Source organism: Amphritea sp., assembly GCF_048266285.1.
Classification (GTDB): domain Bacteria; phylum Pseudomonadota; class Gammaproteobacteria; order Pseudomonadales; family Balneatricaceae; genus Amphritea.
On the sequence record NZ_JBLWZV010000003.1, the window covers coordinates 223,076 to 239,734 of the forward strand.

14 protein-coding genes are annotated in these 16,659 nt (G+C 48.3%); 8 read left to right on the top strand and 6 right to left on the bottom strand.

Annotated features, from left to right (window positions below; genetic code table 11):
* Positions 1-104 precede the first annotated feature (104 nt).
* Positions 105-1,322, top strand: a complete 1,218-nt coding sequence (locus tag ACN0T0_RS06370) for an O-succinylhomoserine sulfhydrylase (RefSeq protein WP_417224329.1) — start codon at positions 105-107, stop codon at positions 1,320-1,322.
* Positions 1,323-1,349: 27 nt separating this feature from the next.
* The gene (locus ACN0T0_RS06375) at positions 1,350-2,381 is read left to right on the top strand and encodes a tRNA-dihydrouridine synthase (protein ID WP_417224331.1); all 1,032 of its coding nucleotides are present in this window, start codon (positions 1,350-1,352) and stop codon (positions 2,379-2,381) included.
* Positions 2,382-2,396: 15 nt separating this feature from the next.
* On the opposite strand, the gene amrS is transcribed toward ACN0T0_RS06375, so the two are convergent.
* Positions 2,397-3,473, bottom strand: coding sequence for an AmmeMemoRadiSam system radical SAM enzyme (gene amrS, locus ACN0T0_RS06380; protein ID WP_417224333.1), 1,077 nt, complete (start codon positions 3,471-3,473; stop codon positions 2,397-2,399).
* Positions 3,474-3,617: 144 nt separating this feature from the next.
* On the opposite strand from amrS, the gene amrB reads away from it, so the two are divergent.
* On the top strand, positions 3,618-4,397 hold the full coding sequence (gene amrB / locus ACN0T0_RS06385; RefSeq protein WP_417224335.1) for an AmmeMemoRadiSam system protein B: 780 nt from the start codon (positions 3,618-3,620) through the stop codon (positions 4,395-4,397).
* Complete coding sequence (gene amrA / locus ACN0T0_RS06390; RefSeq protein ID WP_417224337.1) at positions 4,384-4,974, top strand: AmmeMemoRadiSam system protein A; 591 nt, start codon at positions 4,384-4,386, stop codon at positions 4,972-4,974. Before amrB ends, amrA begins: the two co-directional genes overlap by 14 nt.
* Positions 4,975-5,104: 130 nt before the next feature.
* Here the strand turns inward: amrA and ACN0T0_RS06395 are convergent, their stop codons facing one another.
* The 4 genes from ACN0T0_RS06395 to hpaA all read right to left on the bottom strand — a co-directional run bounded on the left by ACN0T0_RS06395 (position 5,105) and on the right by hpaA (position 8,324).
* Positions 5,105-5,524: an Hsp20 family protein gene (locus ACN0T0_RS06395; protein ID WP_417224338.1), complete on the bottom strand. Its 420-nt coding sequence runs from the start codon at positions 5,522-5,524 to the stop codon at positions 5,105-5,107.
* A gap of 153 nt (positions 5,525-5,677) precedes the next feature.
* A complete protein-coding gene (locus ACN0T0_RS06400) occupies positions 5,678-6,085 on the bottom strand; it encodes an immunity protein Imm33 domain-containing protein (RefSeq protein ID WP_417224339.1) in 408 nt (135 codons plus the stop codon).
* A gap of 149 nt (positions 6,086-6,234) precedes the next feature.
* On the bottom strand, positions 6,235-7,179 hold the full coding sequence (locus tag ACN0T0_RS06405; RefSeq protein WP_417224340.1) for a flavin reductase: 945 nt from the start codon (positions 7,177-7,179) through the stop codon (positions 6,235-6,237).
* A gap of 218 nt (positions 7,180-7,397) precedes the next feature.
* Positions 7,398-8,324 (bottom strand): 4-hydroxyphenylacetate catabolism regulatory protein HpaA, encoded by a 927-nt coding sequence (hpaA, locus tag ACN0T0_RS06410; protein ID WP_417224342.1) that lies wholly within the window; start codon positions 8,322-8,324, stop codon positions 7,398-7,400.
* 362 nt (positions 8,325-8,686) lie between these two features.
* Between hpaA and ACN0T0_RS06415 the strand changes: the two genes are divergently transcribed.
* The 4 genes from ACN0T0_RS06415 (at position 8,687) to ACN0T0_RS06430 (ending at position 12,842) form a co-directional block, all read left to right on the top strand.
* Positions 8,687-9,862 (top strand): p-hydroxyphenylacetate 3-hydroxylase oxygenase component, encoded by a 1,176-nt coding sequence (locus ACN0T0_RS06415; protein WP_417224343.1) that lies wholly within the window; start codon positions 8,687-8,689, stop codon positions 9,860-9,862.
* Positions 9,863-10,168: 306 nt separating this feature from the next.
* Positions 10,169-11,023 carry a PA4780 family RIO1-like protein kinase gene (locus ACN0T0_RS06420; protein ID WP_417224345.1) on the top strand — a complete coding sequence of 285 codons (855 nt, stop codon included), beginning with the start codon at positions 10,169-10,171 and terminating at the stop codon, positions 11,021-11,023.
* Positions 11,024-11,359: 336 nt separating this feature from the next.
* Positions 11,360-12,115 (top strand): hypothetical protein, encoded by a 756-nt coding sequence (locus ACN0T0_RS06425; RefSeq protein WP_417224347.1) that lies wholly within the window; start codon positions 11,360-11,362, stop codon positions 12,113-12,115.
* A gap of 358 nt (positions 12,116-12,473) precedes the next feature.
* A complete protein-coding gene (locus tag ACN0T0_RS06430) occupies positions 12,474-12,842 on the top strand; it encodes a hypothetical protein (protein ID WP_417224348.1) in 369 nt (122 codons plus the stop codon).
* Between the two features lie 231 nt (positions 12,843-13,073).
* On the opposite strand, the gene acnA is transcribed toward ACN0T0_RS06430, so the two are convergent.
* On the bottom strand, positions 13,074-15,791 hold the full coding sequence (gene acnA, locus ACN0T0_RS06435; protein ID WP_417224350.1) for an aconitate hydratase AcnA: 2,718 nt from the start codon (positions 15,789-15,791) through the stop codon (positions 13,074-13,076).
* Between the last annotated feature and the right edge of the window lie 868 nt (positions 15,792-16,659).

The window sequence follows — 16,659 nt, forward strand, 5'->3', positions numbered from 1 at the left end:
CGGCTGGCCATCCATTGGCGTAAGCCGCCATTTTGCGGTTGTATTATTTTGCAGTTGTAGAAAATAGCTGTAACCAGTCATTGTAATTATGGGAACTATGGCCGATGTCCAAGTCCAATTTTGAACGCCCCGATCGGATTCAGTTTGACGATGCTGATTATCAATTCAGCACCTTGGCTATCCGCGCCGGGCAACATCGTAGCGATGAGGGGGAGCACAATGATGCGATCTACCCAACCTCTAGTTTTGTCTATTCGAGTGCTCGGGAAGCAGCGGCCCGCTTTGGTGGTGAAGAAGAGGGTAATATCTACTCTCGCTTCACCAATCCAACAGTGCAGGCCTTTGAGCGGCGCATGGCGGCTCTTGAGGGGGCTGAACGTGCGGTTGCGACTGCCTCAGGCATGGCGGCTATTCTTAGCACCTGCTTATCATTGTTGAAGCAGGGCGATCATGTCGTCTGTTCTCGCAGTGTGTTTGGCTCTATCGTCTCACTGTTTGATAAATACCTAAGCCGCACCGGTATCACGGTTAGTTACGTTGATCCAACGGATATCAATGCTTGGTCTGCTGCGGTAACGCCGGCAACCAAGATGTTTTTCTTAGAAACACCGTCCAATCCATTAGCCGAGCTGGGTGATATTGAAGCCGTTGCGGCTTTGGCTCATGCCCATGATGCGCTGTTGGTGGTTGATAACTGTTTCTGTACTCCAGCCTTGCAGCAACCGATTCAACAGGGGGCTGATATTGTGGTTCACTCGGCCACTAAATACCTAGATGGTCAGGGGCGCTGTGTCGGTGGTGTGGTGGTTGGCCGCGATAAAGAGATGGAAGAGATCTTCGGCTTTATCCGTACGGGTGGTGCCTGCTTAAGCCCATTTAATGCATGGGTCTTTATGAAGGGCTTAGAAACGCTAGAGCTGCGGATGATGGCTCACAGCGCTAATGCCTTGGCGATGGCCGAGTGGCTAAAACAGCAGCCAGGTATCGATAAGGTGTATTACTCTGGTTTGCAAGAACACCCTCAGCATGCGTTAGCGAAAAAACAGCAGCGTGCGTTTGGTGGTGTTCTGGCTTTTGAGGTCAGTGGTGATCAAGCGGCGGCATGGCGTTTTATTGATGCGACTCAGATGATTTCTATCACCGGTAACTTGGGTGATGTGAAGAGTACGATTACGCACCCGGGCACAACGACCCACGGGCGAATGAGTGCTGCGGCAAAAGCCGACGCCGGTATCAAGGATAATCTGATCCGCTTCTCGGTGGGCCTTGAATCCATTGAAGACCTTAAGCGTGATCTGCAGTTAGGCCTGGCTGCTATCTAAGGCTATGCTGGTTACGATGCCCGCCTGATGCAGATCGGAGCGGGCATTTTGTTTATCAGCATGGACGAAATTTCTATAGAGCGTATTGATGATAGGGTTAATTTGAAAATTATACTGGCACCGATGGAAGGCGTTGTGGATGCGCCTATGCGGGAAATATTGACTCGCATCGGTGGTATCGATCAGTGTGTCACGGAATTTATCCGGGTCTCTGAGCGCGTTTTACCGGCTAAGGTTTTTCGCCGTATTAGCCCCGAGCTTTTCAACGATAGCCGTACTAGCTCGGGTACGCCGGTGACGCTGCAGTTGTTGGGCAGTGATCCTCGTATTCTTGCCGGTAATGCTCGTAAAGCGGTCAGTATTGGCGCTCGGGGTATCGACCTTAATTTCGGTTGTCCGGCCAGAACCGTTAATAAAAGTCGCGGTGGTGCGATTCTATTAAACGAGCCAGAACTGGTGCACCAGATCGTCTGGTGGGTACGGCAGGCGGTGCCGGCACATATTCCGGTGACGGCGAAAATGCGTTTAGGCTTTAACGATAAATCCCGTGCTTTGGATAACGCTGCCGCGATTGCGGATGCCGGTGCCTGTGGTTTAACCGTGCATGCGCGCACCAAAGAGGAGGGCTACCGGCCACCCGCCCACTGGGAATGGATCGCGCGGATTCGTGAACAAGTGGCTATACCGGTGACCGCCAATGGGGAAGTGTGGAACTGGCAGGATTATCAGCGCTGCCGTGAGGTCAGTGGCTGTGATGACGTTATGATAGGGCGTGGCTTAGTGGCGGCGCCGGATTTGGGTTTGCGGATTAAAGCTTGGCAGCGAGGTGATGATCCCGATCACCTGAGCTGGCCGGAAATGTTACTGTTACTCCAGCAGTTTTTAGAGATGGTTGAGCAACAATTAGCGCCGAAGTATGTGCATGGCCGGATTAAACAGTGGTTGAAAATGATGTCGCGGGAATATCCCGAAGCGATGCCGATGTTACAGCAGATGCGGACCTTAAAGCAGGTGGCTGAGGTGCGTCAGTTTTTGCAGCAGGCGGTGGAGTCGTTGTAAGCAGGCTTAAAACAATTAACCAAACCGTAGTACTTGTCGTTGTGATCCCCAGTGACCCGGTTGTACTTCAAAGTGGCCCGCGAGTGGCGTTTTACAAAACCGACAGCGCCCCTGGGTGTCTAAATTCCATTCTCCTAGTTGGTATTGTGATCGTTCAATCAGTCGTTGCTGGCAATGACTGCAGTAGGTCGAGCTACTATCAGTAGAGGTAATATTGCCGGTATAGACATGCTTGAGACCGCACTTCAGTGCGATACGTCGGGCGGCGGCTAAGGTTACGTAGGGGGTGGCTGGTGTGTCCTTCATCTTATAGTCAGGATGGAAGGCGGTAAAATGGAGCGGCACTAACGGCCCTAATTGATCGTGAATCCACTGGCACATCGCTTCTAATTCAGCAGGCTTGTCGTTCTCTCCGGGAATAATTAGGTTGGTAATCTCCACCCAGCAGTTGGTTTCGTGCACCAGATAGATCAGTGTCTCCAGTACCGGTTGCAACTGTCCACCGCAGAGTTTGCGGTAGAACGTTTCATTAAATCCTTTTAGGTCGATATTGGCCGCATCCATACAGCGGAAGAATTCATTGCGGGCGGTGGGTAATACATAACCTGCTGATACCGCGACCGAATTGATATTACGTTCTCGGCAGGCTTGCGCCACATCAATGGCATATTCCATAAAGATAACCGGATCGTTGTAGGTATAAGCGATCGAGCGACAGCCGGTATCAACACAGGCTTGTGCCAGTTGTTCGGGGCTGGCTTGGCTTGCAAGGGTATCCATCTGTCGAGATTTGCTCATATCCCAGTTCTGACAAAATTTACAGCTCAGATTACAGCCTGCCGTGCCAAAGGATAGTACGGGTGTGCCCGGCAGAAAGTGATTGAGTGGTTTTTTCTCGATAGGGTCAATACAGAACCCACTTGAGCGCCCATAACTATAGAGGACAATTTTGTCAGCTTCGCGTCCCCTAACATAGCAGAGACCTCGCTGACCTTCCTGGAGTTGGCACTGGTGTGGGCAGACATCACATTGTATGCGACCATCGGCGGTTCGGTGCCAGTAGCGGGTGGCATGTGGTGTGTGCATATTCATCGGCTATCTAGCTCGATTAGGCTGAGTTGATTGGGTTTAATCGCTGGGCGGTATTAACTCGCCTAGTATTTATCTTGTTGAGCTACGCTCGGTTTTATTCAGCGGACTATACTGACGTTATCGTGGTCATTAAGGTCAGTGTAGATGAGAATTAAGCAGGCTGCTGTGGCGGGTATGTTCTATCCGCAGCAAACGGATGAATTGTTGCAGTTGGTGAGCCAGTTGTTAGCAGACAATCCTCAATCAGGGGCGAAGCCGGAGGCGATACAGGTGCCTCATGCGGGTTTAATCTATTCCGGTGGTATCGCCGCGCGCGCCTATAATCGTATTCGGCCCTATTTGTCCGATTACAGTCGGGTCGTTTTATTAGGGCCTGCCCACCGGGTGCCATTACAAGGGATGGCGGTGATGGCTGCTGAACAGTGGCAAACCCCCTTGGGGAAAATTGAGATTGATACGCAGCTTAGCCAGTTATTACAGCAAGAGGGCATGGTGAGTGTTAATAATCTAGCTCATGCGCAGGAGCATTGCTTAGAGATACAACTGCCGTTTCTACAGTTAATGAGGCCTGAGGTTAAGGTCTTGCCAGTGTTGGTTGGGCAGACGCCGGTTGGTGCTGTTGAGTCGCTGATCACAAGAGTCTTTGCTGAAACGCAAACATTGTTGCTAGTGAGTAGCGACCTAAGTCATTTTCATAGCTATGAGGAGGCTAAGCAGATAGATCAAGCGACGCTTAGCTGTATTAAACAGCTCAGTAGCCATATCCAACCGCAACAGGCCTGTGGTTGTTATGCTTTGAATGGCCTGCTGGCTTATGCCGCTAAGACTGGACTGAAGGCCGAATTATTGGGGTATTGTAATTCAGGTGATACCGCAGGCGACCATCAGCGGGTAGTGGGGTATTGCGCTTATGCCTTCCGTTGAACAGTATAGTCAGGCCGATCAATATTACTTGTTACAGTTAGCGCGACAGGTTGTCGCTCAAGGTGTTGAGAGGCAGCGGCCAGTACCGCCGAATATGGCATCGGTCTCTGTGGCCTTGCAACAACCACGTGGTTGTTTTGTCACGCTAACCCTCGAAGGTCGGTTGCGCGGCTGTATTGGAAACCTCGAAGCGGATGCTTCATTGGTTGAATCAGTTTGGCGTAATAGCTATCTCGCGGCTTTTAAGGATCAGCGTTTTTCGCCGGTAACAGCGGCTGAACTCAATCAACTGAGTTACGAAATCTCAATCTTGACCCCTTTAATACCACTGTCGGTTAACAGTGAGGCAGAGTTACTGGCTGCATTAAGGCCCGGTGTCGATGGCCTAGTGTTAGCAGATGACGGGCATCGGGCAACCTTTTTACCCTCGGTTTGGGCACAGTTACCGCAACCGGAGCGCTTTGTCAGTCAGTTACGCCTGAAAGCCGGTCTACCGGCTGATCATTGGGGTGATTCGTTGCGTTGTGAGGTTTATCAAGCGATTAAAATAAGCGACGCTGATACGATGGATGAGTGAGTTAAGAGGTTTTTGGCTTACGGCATTATCATGTGGGTGAATTAAAACAGGGAGCGAATGGCTCCCTGTAATGCTGTTGGGCTTCGTGCTTTAAGTTGCTAAGCTTTAGTGCGAAGCTGCAATGAAGCCCTTAGTTGATCTCGATGGAGCGGGGTTTCATCGCTTCAGGAATCTCCTGAACTAAGTCGATGTGCAGTAAACCGTTTTCCATTGAGGCATCGGTCACTTTAACATGATCGGCTAACTGGAATTTACGTTCAAAGCCGCGGGCTGCAATACCTTGATGTAGATACTGGCGTTCGGTTTCATCGGCTTTCTTGTTGCCTATCACGCTCAGAACACCGTGTTCGGTATTGATCGATACTTCCGATTTATCAAACCCGGCAATCGCCATGGTGATACGGTATGCGTGTTCACTGATCAATTCGATGTTGTACGGTGGGTAGCCATTCTGGGCTTGTTCATTGCGTGATGCATTGTCGATCATGGACGCTAAGCGATCGAAGCCGATTGCAGAACGGTACAGTGGAGCAAGGTCAAATTGACGCATAATAATATCCTCATAAAGCAATATAGTGTGAGTTGCCTATCACAATGATCAGGCGTTTAACGGACCTCAATGAGCCTCCGTTAACTTACTAAATAAGGACAAAAAAAAGCCTTTCAAGGGAAAGGCTGGTGTTTTTCTACTATCGAGTGGTTGTTAATGTTTGAAATCATCCACATCGTTGGTGATTTCAACCTCAACCTGGTCGGCCGGGATTTTAAAGTCGTAGACCCTTTCCCAGCCTTCAGCACCCGGTGTGCGCTCCCAGACGGTGCCGGCATTGTAATCCACCAATTCGCTTAATGATGGGTCAAGATTGGTCATTTTCTTAACGTCAACGGGCAGTAGGTTAGTGACTTCATCTTCAAGAAATTCAGGGGTTTCATAGCCGGTAAACATGCGCCACCCAGTATCGTTGAGGTGAGCGGGTACGGTTTTATACATAAAGCGCACGGGTAATTTTTCATCAAACACCAGTTTTGAGACAAGGGCCAAAAAGCCATTCTTGGTTTGTGCGGTTTCATCTTCTTTATTTAAAGGCTTATCGATATCTTCGAGACTCATAACTGTTCTGGCCTGATGGATTTTAAAAAAGAGCATTTTACGCTGTTTTAGAAGGGATGTTTAGGGCAAAACGAGGATCGTTAGTCGGAACAGTGTCGTCAGCGGAGGGCTCCGCTGACGAATAATGTCAAGGGGTGGTATTAAAGGGCTTAGCCTAGCTTTTCGATCAGTGTTTTGAGATTGTCTTTGAGTTGTCCGGCCTGATCGGCGGGCAGTTGAGACAATAGTTTAGCTTCTTCAGCGATGGCAATATCGCGCAATTGGGTAGCAATCTCGGTGCCTTTCGAGGTTATTTTGATGACCTCATTGGATTGATACTCCACCAGCCCTTTTTCCACCATCCAATCGGCCGTTTGCCGTAGCGCGACTTCCGGCTGCATAACTAGGTCCGTCAAATCGCTGATTTTAAAGGTTGGGCAGCTAAGCATCCGGGATAGTACGCGCCACTCTTCAGGGTTAACATCACATTCATTTTGTAATTTAGGGTAGAGCGAGGCGCTTAGTTCTTGATAAAGGTTTCTGACTAGATAAAGCAGGTAGTCGCTGACAAAGTCATTCTCTTGAGAGGCATTATCACAAGGGGATGCGGTGTTAATCATTTCTGGATGCTGCGCGGAAATAGCATAACGGCCGCGGGCAAAGACAAGGGGTTCGACCACATCGTTATAACGATAGTTAATCACTTCACCGACGAGAATTAGGTGATCACCCCCCTCATAAACTGCCCAGGTTTTACATTCAAATTGAGCCGCATAGTCGTCGAGTACTGGGGCTCCGCCTAGGCCTGCAGAGTAGGCGGCGTTAGCAAATTTATCTTCGCCACGGCTGGCAAAGTTGTTAGAGGTGGCGACTTGATCGCTGCCTAAAATATTGACAGCAAAGTGCTCCGCTTTTTCAAACGCCGCCAGACTGTGAGCGCCTTTATCGATACTCCAAAGCACTAGGGTTGGTTCCATGGAGACAGAGTTGAAGCTGCTAGCGGTCACACCCACGGGCTTGCCATCGGCGTCCAAGGTGGTGATAACGGTTACACCCGTTGGGAATTGTGACAGGGCGCGGCGAAAATCTTTTGGATCAAAATCTGTCTGAGACATGGGGTCACCTTTGGTCAATAAGAGGAGCTATGTAGTTATTGTTGTTGCTGTGAGCGCTGAATAATCAGCTCTAAGCTTAATATGTTAACTAATTATAATGTGCCTTGAAGCACAAAACATATATTTTTCAGTGCTTTGTTTGTACTTTTCATAGGATTTAATTATCTCTCTATTCGATCTTTATATGACATTTTAATTTTAACTAATTGAAATATAGTCTAATTTTTGTTTTCGCGGTACTGGCTGGCGGTAATGCCTGCATTTCTGCGAAAGAATCGTGCGAAATAGGCTGGATCTTTGAATCCCAGTTGATAGCTTATCTCTGTAATCGGTGCCGAGGAGTATGTCAGTAAGCGTCGGGCCTCTTGCATGAGGCGCTCCATAATTAGTCGTTTAGATGGTAATCCCGCTAAGCGTCGGCAGATCTCATTCAACCGGGCTTCGGTAACACTGATCATTTGTGAATACTGGGCTAAGGGGAGATGATCATGGTAATGAGCTTCTATCAGTTCATTAAAGCGGTGGAAGATGCGCACATCTTCTTTGCGGGTTTTCTGTTTTTGTTGGTTTTGATCAGAGAGTCGGGTGATATCAATTAATATCAGTTGCAGTAGGGCTTTAAGGGCAACAATGTTGACCATGCCGGTGTCATTGCTTTCGGCGGACATAAGGTTGAGTAGATACAACATGCGTTGAGCGCTGGGATTGCTGTCCGGTGTTAGCGCGACACACAAAGGGCTGTTCATGGTGCCATTGTTGCCCCAGCGAGTGATGCCCAGATCGCCCATCAGTTGCCAAACCAGTTGCTGTCGCGCAGTAATTACATGTCCTGTGGCATCATTATCTGTCACAAAGGCATGGGGGATTGTTGGCGGGGTGAGAAAAAACATCGGTCCATTAACAGTGTAGCTGGTCTCATCAAGGTGAACGCGTACGGTGCCTTCGAGAATCACATGTATTTGATAGAAGCGGTCATGATGATGCACCGGCATATTACGGCCAAAGAAATTAGCCAGCTTCTCTAACTGTTCATAGTGTATTTCGGCATCCACATAGTGTTGATCGTAGGCTTGGCCAATATCGATATTGGGAATATCAGCGGATGAGCTATTGGTTCGGGCTGACGCTGGGCTGTGACGGCTCATAAGCTTCTCGTCTCTTAGGAATGGCGATCTTGTTAGTATTATAGACGCTTGCAGTCTGTCTGTAATCTTGTTGATTTGTGCAAATTTTTTTATGCGCTCTAAAGCCGGCATATCTTAAGTTACTATAATTCAGTAAGTTAGGTCTATTTTGGTGGTATTAATTAACAGTAATATGCTTTTATACTTCATATGTTAACTATGAGAAGTGCAAGTTAGCCTGTGAAAGATCCATTTTCTTCTGCCTCATCCTCAACAATAATAGGGCCATCTGTTGGACAGTCAGTGATTGGGTGATGTTGTTTCTATCATTCAGCGATTGGCACAGTCTGTTATGAAAACAATAACGAGAAGGGTAATGAACGATGGAAAGACCAAATCCTATGCTTGATGAGTTGAAAAAGATTCTGCCTGAGATTGCGGCCAATGCGGTCAATGCAGAGCAGCTTCGTAAGGTGCCGGAAGAAAATATTAATCTTCTCAAATCAATCAACTTTCATCGCGCGCTGCAGCCAAAAGCCTATGGTGGCTTAGAGTTGTCATTACCTGAAGTGACCGATTGTATTGCTGCATTGGCCGGTGCGTGTGGTGGTACTGCTTGGGCATTTAGCCTATTAGTGACTCATAGTCACCAGATGGCCATGTTTTCAAAACAGGCGCAGGACGAGTTCTGGGGCGAAAATCCGGATGCGGTTGCCAGTAGTTCAATCGCACCTTTTGGTAAGGTTGAAGAGTGTGAAGGTGGGGTCATCTTCAATGGAGACATGCGTTGGAGCTCTGGCTGTGACCATGCACAATGGGCGATTCTGGGCTTCCTGCGGGATAATAAAGAAACGGGTGAGAAAGATTATTGCTTCGGTGTGGTGCCTGCGAGCGATTATGAAATCGAAGATGACTGGTATTCTGCTGGAATGAAATCATCCGGTACTAAGACTCTTAAGGTTAACCCAAATACCTTTATTCCTGAACACCGTATTGAGCGGGCTAAGGCGATGATGACCGGTGAGTCTGCCGGTTTTGGTCTGTACCCTGAGAGTAAGATCTATTACACCCCATACCGTCCATATTTTGCCTGTGGTTTTGCTGCGATCGCGCTGGGCGCGGCTGAGCGGATGCTGCAAGTCTATAAAGAGATGACCAAAAACCGTACCCGTGCTTACACCATGGCCAGTAGTGGTAAAGAGATTCCACCGCTGATGCGGCTGGCTGAATCTCATCAACAGGTCGCCGCAGCGCGTGCTTATATGGAAAAAACCTGGGACGAGCATAAAGCCTTTGGCGAACAGAAACGCTACCCTACCGATGAAGAGCTTGTTTTTTGGCGCACCAATCAGGCGTATGCCATTAAGATGTGTTGCGAGGCGGTTAACCGTTTGTTTGAAGTCGCTGGTGGCTCTACGTGGATCCATGATAATGAGATCCAACGGCTGTGGCGTGATTGCAACATGACGGCAGCCCATGCTTACACCGATTACGATGTTTGTAAGCAGATTCTTGGTCGTTCACTGATGGGTCTTGAGCCAGATCCAACCATGGTGTGACCCTGTCATTCTGATCTAGCTAGAACGCAAGACGATCTCAATTCGTGAGTTCGCCGTCAGGCGTATTAATTAAATCCGGTAGCCTTATGGTTGCCGGATTTTTTTGTGCTATAACAAAACGATAGGGTAATAGATGGCGGGTTATCGAGGAGGTTAACTTAGTTGAGAGGGGCGTGGGTGCAATCCTAGGCAACAGGAGGGCAACGGCAGTGCGAACAATCCTAAATAATTTTAAAAAGTGTTAGACTTAGTTAATAGAGTTGAGCCACCGTTGGCTAAAATGGTTTTTTAACGATACAGGTATGCATGAAAGCACCAAAAACGCTCCTTCCGCTGATAGATGAAGGTTTGATTGATGAAGTGATAAGCCGGCTGATGAGTGGTAAAGAGGCTGATATCTATATTGTCAGTTGCTCCGGTCAGATTCGTTGCGCCAAAGTTTATAAAGATGCGGTAAAGCGTAGTTTCAAGAATGCTGCCCAATATCAAGAAGGCCGAAAGGTTCGCAGTGGTCGACGTGCCCGAGCGATGGAAAAAAACTCCGCCTATGGCCGTAAGCAGCAGGAAGAGATTTGGCAAAATGCTGAAGTGGATGCGTTAGCCCGCTTACACCGTGCTGGCGTACGGGTGCCTGAAACCTTTGGTTGTATCGACGGCGTTTTGCTAATGGAGTTAGTGGTCGATGATGAGGGGGATGTGGCGCCGCGCCTCGGTGAGGTGTTATTGACCGAAGAGCAGGCGCTGGAAGATTATGCCGTCATGATGCATTACGTTAAGTTGATGCTGTGTGAAGGCATCATCCATGGCGACTTGTCAGAGTTTAATGTCTTGGTTGACGAATATGGCCCCGTGATTATTGATCTACCACAGGCGGTGGATGCGTCGGCGAATAACAGTGCACGCTCAATGCTGTTGCGCGATGTGAATAATATGACCCGTTACTACGCCCAGTTTGCGCCTATCTTGAGTTTATCCCGCTATGGCGAAGAGATGTGGGCGCTCTATGAAGAGGGATTATTGAAACCTGAAACCGAGTTGACCGGACTTTATGACGGCGATGCCGATGGCGCTGATGTGGATGCGGTGCTTGAAGAGATTAAAGCGGTCATGCTAGAAGAACGTGAACGACAAGAGCGTTTAAGGGAAGCTGAAGGCGCTTAACGCTGAATCTCAACCGTCGCGGTCGAGGCCGTGAGCGGGCATCACATTATATGGAAGAGCCCATCTAGCGTGGGCTTTTTTGCGCTTGCCTGTTTATTCGGTTGGTGATAGTTTGATCATCAATCAAATCAATAGGTTATTGGTTTACACGTTTATAGACCAGTCACGTTTATAGGTCACTCGTCACCGAAATAGTGTGCACGCACGCTTTTCTGGAAGGGAATAGTCAAACTATGGAAGGTTTCAGAATGAAATCAGTTGGTTACAAGCAGAAGCCCGGTGAGATCTCGCCAGTCTATCAGGCACGCACACGCATAAGCTGTTAACAGAGGAAGCATGAAAGAGGATAAGCCAAAACAGTTAATTCAGCGAGGGTCTGAAATTGCCGGAGCTGCGGTTGGCGGGGCAATAGGTTTTCTTGCTGGAGGGCCTGTAGGAGCAGGCGCTGGGGCCGCACTTGGTATAAGTTGCACTCATGCGCTAACTGATGTTGCGAATCGGTACCTTTCCCCTAGGGAAGAGGTGAGAATAGGTGGGGTAGCTGCGATCGCCCTTGATGAGCTGAAAGTGAGGATTGATAGAGGACAGCCTCTTCGTGATGATGGATTTTTTGAGTCTAAAGGCACTGATCGTCCATCTTCAGAAGAGGTTTTCGAAGGGGTGCTATTAAAAGCCAAAAACACTCACGAGGAAAAGAAGCTGGTTCATCTTGGAAAGCTGTTTTCGAACATATCGTTTGAGAGTAGCTGCTCCGTTGAGGAGGCAAATCAGCTTGTAGAATTGGCGGAGTCGCTAACATATACACATTTCAGAATTCTAGCGCTTGCTAGAAGGTGCGATCAATTTAGGACTCGACAAGAGAAGGTTAAACCTGGCACTGAAGTTACTTGGGCGCACCTATCCTTGATTCAGCAGGCTATGCAACTGATCCGTCTTGGAATGATGAAAGATAGGCAACATTTTTTACTATCTGAAACGGAAATCGTTCCGTCCCAAATGTATCTTACGTATGAGGGGCAGAGGTTTTATGATTTACTTTCGTTGTCGAATATTTCAGATGATGAAATAGAATGGGTGGCTCAAAATATATAGTGATCTTGTTAACAATTTCGTGTACGCGGACAACAAAAAACGTTGCCGGTAACGAACTAGGCGTTAGGCTAACAGGAGTGTAGCTTGAAAGAAGATATTCTAGAACAGTTGGTTGAGGACTGGCTGGTTTCAGAGGAAGGGTGGTTTGTTAAGCACAATGTTAAGTACCGTCCATCCAATAAGCACGTTGACTATAACTCTAAACAGGACTCTGTTCACTCAGACATCGATATAATGGCATATTGCCCCACTAAGAGGGGGAACCTCTCGGGTAGCTATTGTTACATGTAAATCATGGCAAAACGGTTTTAAAGCGGAGAAGTGGCTTTCTCACCTTGAAAATGAGGCTGAGTACAATATGCCATCTATAGAATTTCAAAAGCGTGAAAGGTGGAAGTCTTTTAGAGAGCTTGTCTCAGATAAATGGCTGGAAGCTTTTTTAACTAAAGTTAAAAGTGAAACCGGCCAGCTTTCATTTACGTACTATATTGCAGTTACAAAATTGTCGGGTAGAAACTCTGTTCGTTATAGGGTGGAATTAGAAAATTCAGAAGTGATTAGAGAGCGTTTTATACGTCATGGTGCGAATATTGATTTTAAAATCATAACTCTTGAAGAAATCGTTGAAATCATAAAAAACAGGATGCGGGCTAAGGAAACCCCGGTTCTTGAAGCTACTAACATAGGTAGGCTTCTACAACTTCTAAATGCAGCCGGTTTGCAGTGAGCCTAACAAACCAAGGCCGTGGTACTATCTCTTCGCTGCGCTAAAAATAGCCCCTGCTTGGGGCGTTGAGGCTGTCGGATAAGTCCTGCAGTCTCTGGGTGATGTGCAGGTTGCGACCTGTGATGTAGCGGTTGCCCACTCGCTATTCCGAACGTCTAACTCTAAACAGAGCGACGATGCCAGCCTCTTAACGCTGATCATCGTCTCTCTGTATTGGTTGGCCGTTGAGCGTTAGGTATTCGCGGCGATAATGTCCCGTAACACCATCGGTAAGATGCCTTTATGACGTATTTGATCCAGTTCTGATGAGGTATCCACACGCGAAAGCAGTGCTATTTTCTGCGAAGAGCCATCCGCCCGCTGAATTGTCAGCTCCACAGATCCCCTTGGCTCAAGTGTATCAATACCCTTCAAATCAAAGGTTTCTGAACCATCCAAATTGAGCGACGCGCGTGTGACCCCTTGCGGTAACTGCAGTGGCAAAACACCCATGCCCACCAGATTGGATTTGTGAATCCGCTCAAAACTTTCAGCAATAATCGCCCTTACGCCTAGCAAAGCCGGCCCTTTAGCCGCCCAATCCCGTGACGATCCTGTGCCATAAAGTTTGCCGCCAAATACCAGGGTAGGAATACCTTCTTCACGGTAACGGGCAGCGGCATCGTAAATCGACATTTGTGCGGGTTCACCTTCAGACGGGTGGTAGCTGGTTACCGCGCCGGTGGTGCCAGGGAGCATCAGGTTTCTGGCTTTACCATTGCCAAAAATACTGCGTAACATCACGTGGTGATTGCCGCGACGTGCCCCAAGTGATGTCAGATCGCTCTCGGCAACGCCTTGAGAGATCAAGTATTCGCCAGGAGGGGAGTCTGGACGTATACGGCTTACCGGTGAGATATGGTCTGTGGTTGTGTTGTCATCACACATCACCAGCATGCGCGCCCCTGAGATATTGTTTAACGCGTCCTCAGGTGTTTCGATTGAGAAACCGTCGAAGAAAGAGATTTCTTGGATGTAGGTTGAATCTGGGTCCCAGTCATAAACAGGGCCGGTAGGCGATGCCAGTTTCTGCCATGTATCAGGACCGTCGAGAGAGTTCTCATAGGTTTCTCTGAAGGCTTTCGGATCCATACATTCATGCATGGTCTGAGTGACTTCTGCGTTGCTCGGCCAGATATCTTTAAGGAAGACATCGTTTCCTTCTGCATCTTGACCAATGGGCTGAGTGCTCACATCAATATTGACGTTGCCCGCAATGGCCATGGCAACGACTAACGGCGGAGACATCAAGAAGTTGGTATCAACATCGGGATGTACCCGGCCTTCAAAGTTCCGGTTACCGGATAAAACCGACGCAGCAATAATATCGTGGTCTTGTAATGCTTTTTCAATGCTCGGTGCTAGAGGGCCAGAATTACCCACGCAGGTGGTACAGCCATAACCGGCGGTGTTAAAACCCAGTGCATCCAAATGCTGTTGTAGTCCCGCCTTGGTTAAAAAGTCGGTTGCCACCGGTGACCCCGGTGCCAAGGATGTTTTAACGCTACTCGGTACTGTCATCCCAAGCTCATTGGCTTTCTTGGCCAGCAAGCCCGCTGCAATCAACAAGCTTGGGTTCGATGTATTGGTGCAGGAAGTAATCGCCGCAATCACGATATCGCCGTCTTTTAATTCCCGTGCAGGTAAGGGGACGTAAATACCGGCGTCGTCTGCCTTCATGGGCGTCACGTTAACTACTTCAGGCGTACGATCGCCTTCGGCCGCCGCTTTTCTGAAAACATTGCCAAGCTCAGCCAGCGGTAGTCTGTCCTGAGGTCTTTTAGGGCCAGCCACAGAAGGCTCAACGGTGGATAGATCAAGTTGAAGAAGGTCTGTATAGCGAGGCAGAGACTGACCCGGTGTCCAGGTCATGTTCTGTGCTTTATAAAACGCGAGTGGCAGATCGCCATCCCTACCTGTTGCTCTCAGATACTCGGCAGAGATTTCATCAAAGGGGAAAAAGCCCATGGTGGCGCCATATTCAGGCGACATATTGGCCACGGTTGCACGGTCAGGCAGGGAAAGATTGGCACACCCTACACCGATGTATTCAACAAATTTACCCACAACACCGCCCGGGTATTTTCGCAGCATTTCGGTGATCGTCAGTACTAGGTCTGTCGCCGTGACGCCTTCTCTTAATGCGCCGGTGAGTTCAACGCCCACCACTTCGGGTGCCAACATCTGCATAGGTTGGCCGAGCATCGATGCTCCAGCTTCAATGCCGCCTACGCCCCAGCCCACAATCCCTAAGGCGTTCGCCATGGGCGTATGGCTATCCATACCAATGAGTGTATCCGGTGCCATCAGACCTTTGATGTTGAGGTAGCCCTGTGCCAGATACTCTAGGTTAACCTGATGCACAATACCGGTTTGTGGGGGAATAATTCTGATGGTGTCAAATGCCTGCGCGCCCCATTTCAAAAAGGCATAACGCTCTATATTTCTGGCCGCCTCAAGTTCTCCGTTGATTCTAAGAGAAGCCGGGCTACCGGTATTATCCATTGTCACCGTATGATCAATCACAAGATCTGCGCGGACTAGAGGTTCAATGATTGCTGGATCCATACCCATGCGTTGAACGGCTGAACGCATCGCAGCAAAATCCACAATGGCGGGTGTGCCACTCAGATCATGCATCAAGACGCGACCTGCCGTGAAAGGAATTTCGATCGGCTGTGTGCCTCGATCCTCTGTCCAGTGTCCAAGCGCCTGAACTTGCTCAGCGGTGACGCCGTTTTGGCCAACATTTCGCGCGATACCTTCGAGGATAGGGCGAAGAGAAAACGGCAAGTCATCAAGATTTATACCAAATCGTTCAGCGGTATCTGGAAGGCTATGGTAGCTATGTGCCGTTCCGGGAAGTGTTTTAATGGAACGGGATGGATCAAAATCGATAGGACTTGTCATATTTTATACCTCACGCAGATGGGACATTGATGAACCTATAACCTTTTTTGGCACGAGGCTGCGATCATTGTCGGAGCGGCTCGATCTTCTTATGGGTCATATATTCAGCCGTCAAACGAACCGCTATTACCTGCAGTATCAATGGTTGCTTTATTAGAATTGTCGACAATTCTAGAGGATAGGCAGCTTAAAGCAAGGATATTGGCCGTTATTTTGTCTTAATTACATACAATCTAAGACTATTTGCTAGTGTCTATCGACTGTTCTGGGAATGTTTTAAGGCTTAGTTCCTGCGCTATGCGGAATGACGATGCGACTGAGTTGAATGAATAAAGGGGCATCGGTTGACAAAACGCTAGGTAGCGAGCTATCTAGTGCCCTGATAAATTCAAGCGAATGCGGGGGGAGAGGTTGAGCGCAGGCCGATCGAGGATCTTTCTCTGGATTAGGGATGGGCGAGCCCTATCAATTGTCTGTTGGTTGCTACAGAGATACTCACTCTTGCAGCGCACGATGGTTTCGACGGTTCCCGTTCTTCTGAGGTGGGCCAGAATCTCGCCATGATCGGTGTTGTCTGAGTGATTGATTCAATCACCATAGACAAAAGCCCGTTAAATCGCTGTATAATGCAAGGCGATAGAACCATTCTGGGCAATTCTGAAAATTAAGTATCCGCCTAATGGGTTGATGTACTTAATTAAAGAAGGCCTGCCATATTTGCAAAATAAACATGGATGCCTACCACCAATGTATACCATCTGAAACACGTTAATTTTGCTATTATTTATTTTATTTATATCGACTATAGGCTTAATTTAAATTGTTTTTATTGAGCTGTTTATAACTTTCCTTATAATCTGTCGCCGAT

Excerpts from the sequence above, each read along its gene's own strand:
- ACN0T0_RS06375 (WP_417224331.1), top strand. The coding sequence starts at position 1,350 with ATGCAGATCGGAGCGGGCATTTTGTTTATCAGCATGGACGAAATTTCT.
- ACN0T0_RS06395 (WP_417224338.1), bottom strand. The coding sequence starts at position 5,524 with ATGCGTCAATTTGACCTTGCTCCACTGTACCGTTCTGCAATCGGCTTC.
- ACN0T0_RS06370 (WP_417224329.1), top strand. The coding sequence starts at position 105 with ATGTCCAAGTCCAATTTTGAACGCCCCGATCGGATTCAGTTTGACGAT.
- amrA (WP_417224337.1), top strand. The coding sequence starts at position 4,384 with ATGCCTTCCGTTGAACAGTATAGTCAGGCCGATCAATATTACTTGTTA.
- ACN0T0_RS06420 (WP_417224345.1), top strand. The coding sequence starts at position 10,169 with ATGAAAGCACCAAAAACGCTCCTTCCGCTGATAGATGAAGGTTTGATT.
- amrS (WP_417224333.1), bottom strand. The coding sequence starts at position 3,473 with ATGAATATGCACACACCACATGCCACCCGCTACTGGCACCGAACCGCC.
- ACN0T0_RS06415 (WP_417224343.1), top strand. The coding sequence starts at position 8,687 with ATGGAAAGACCAAATCCTATGCTTGATGAGTTGAAAAAGATTCTGCCT.
- amrB (WP_417224335.1), top strand. The coding sequence starts at position 3,618 with ATGAGAATTAAGCAGGCTGCTGTGGCGGGTATGTTCTATCCGCAGCAA.
- ACN0T0_RS06425 (WP_417224347.1), top strand. The coding sequence starts at position 11,360 with ATGAAAGAGGATAAGCCAAAACAGTTAATTCAGCGAGGGTCTGAAATT.
- acnA (WP_417224350.1), bottom strand. The coding sequence starts at position 15,791 with ATGACAAGTCCTATCGATTTTGATCCATCCCGTTCCATTAAAACACTT.
- hpaA (WP_417224342.1), bottom strand. The coding sequence starts at position 8,324 with ATGAGCCGTCACAGCCCAGCGTCAGCCCGAACCAATAGCTCATCCGCT.
- ACN0T0_RS06405 (WP_417224340.1), bottom strand. The coding sequence starts at position 7,179 with ATGTCTCAGACAGATTTTGATCCAAAAGATTTTCGCCGCGCCCTGTCA.
- ACN0T0_RS06400 (WP_417224339.1), bottom strand. The coding sequence starts at position 6,085 with ATGAGTCTCGAAGATATCGATAAGCCTTTAAATAAAGAAGATGAAACC.
- ACN0T0_RS06430 (WP_417224348.1), top strand. The coding sequence starts at position 12,474 with ATGCCATCTATAGAATTTCAAAAGCGTGAAAGGTGGAAGTCTTTTAGA.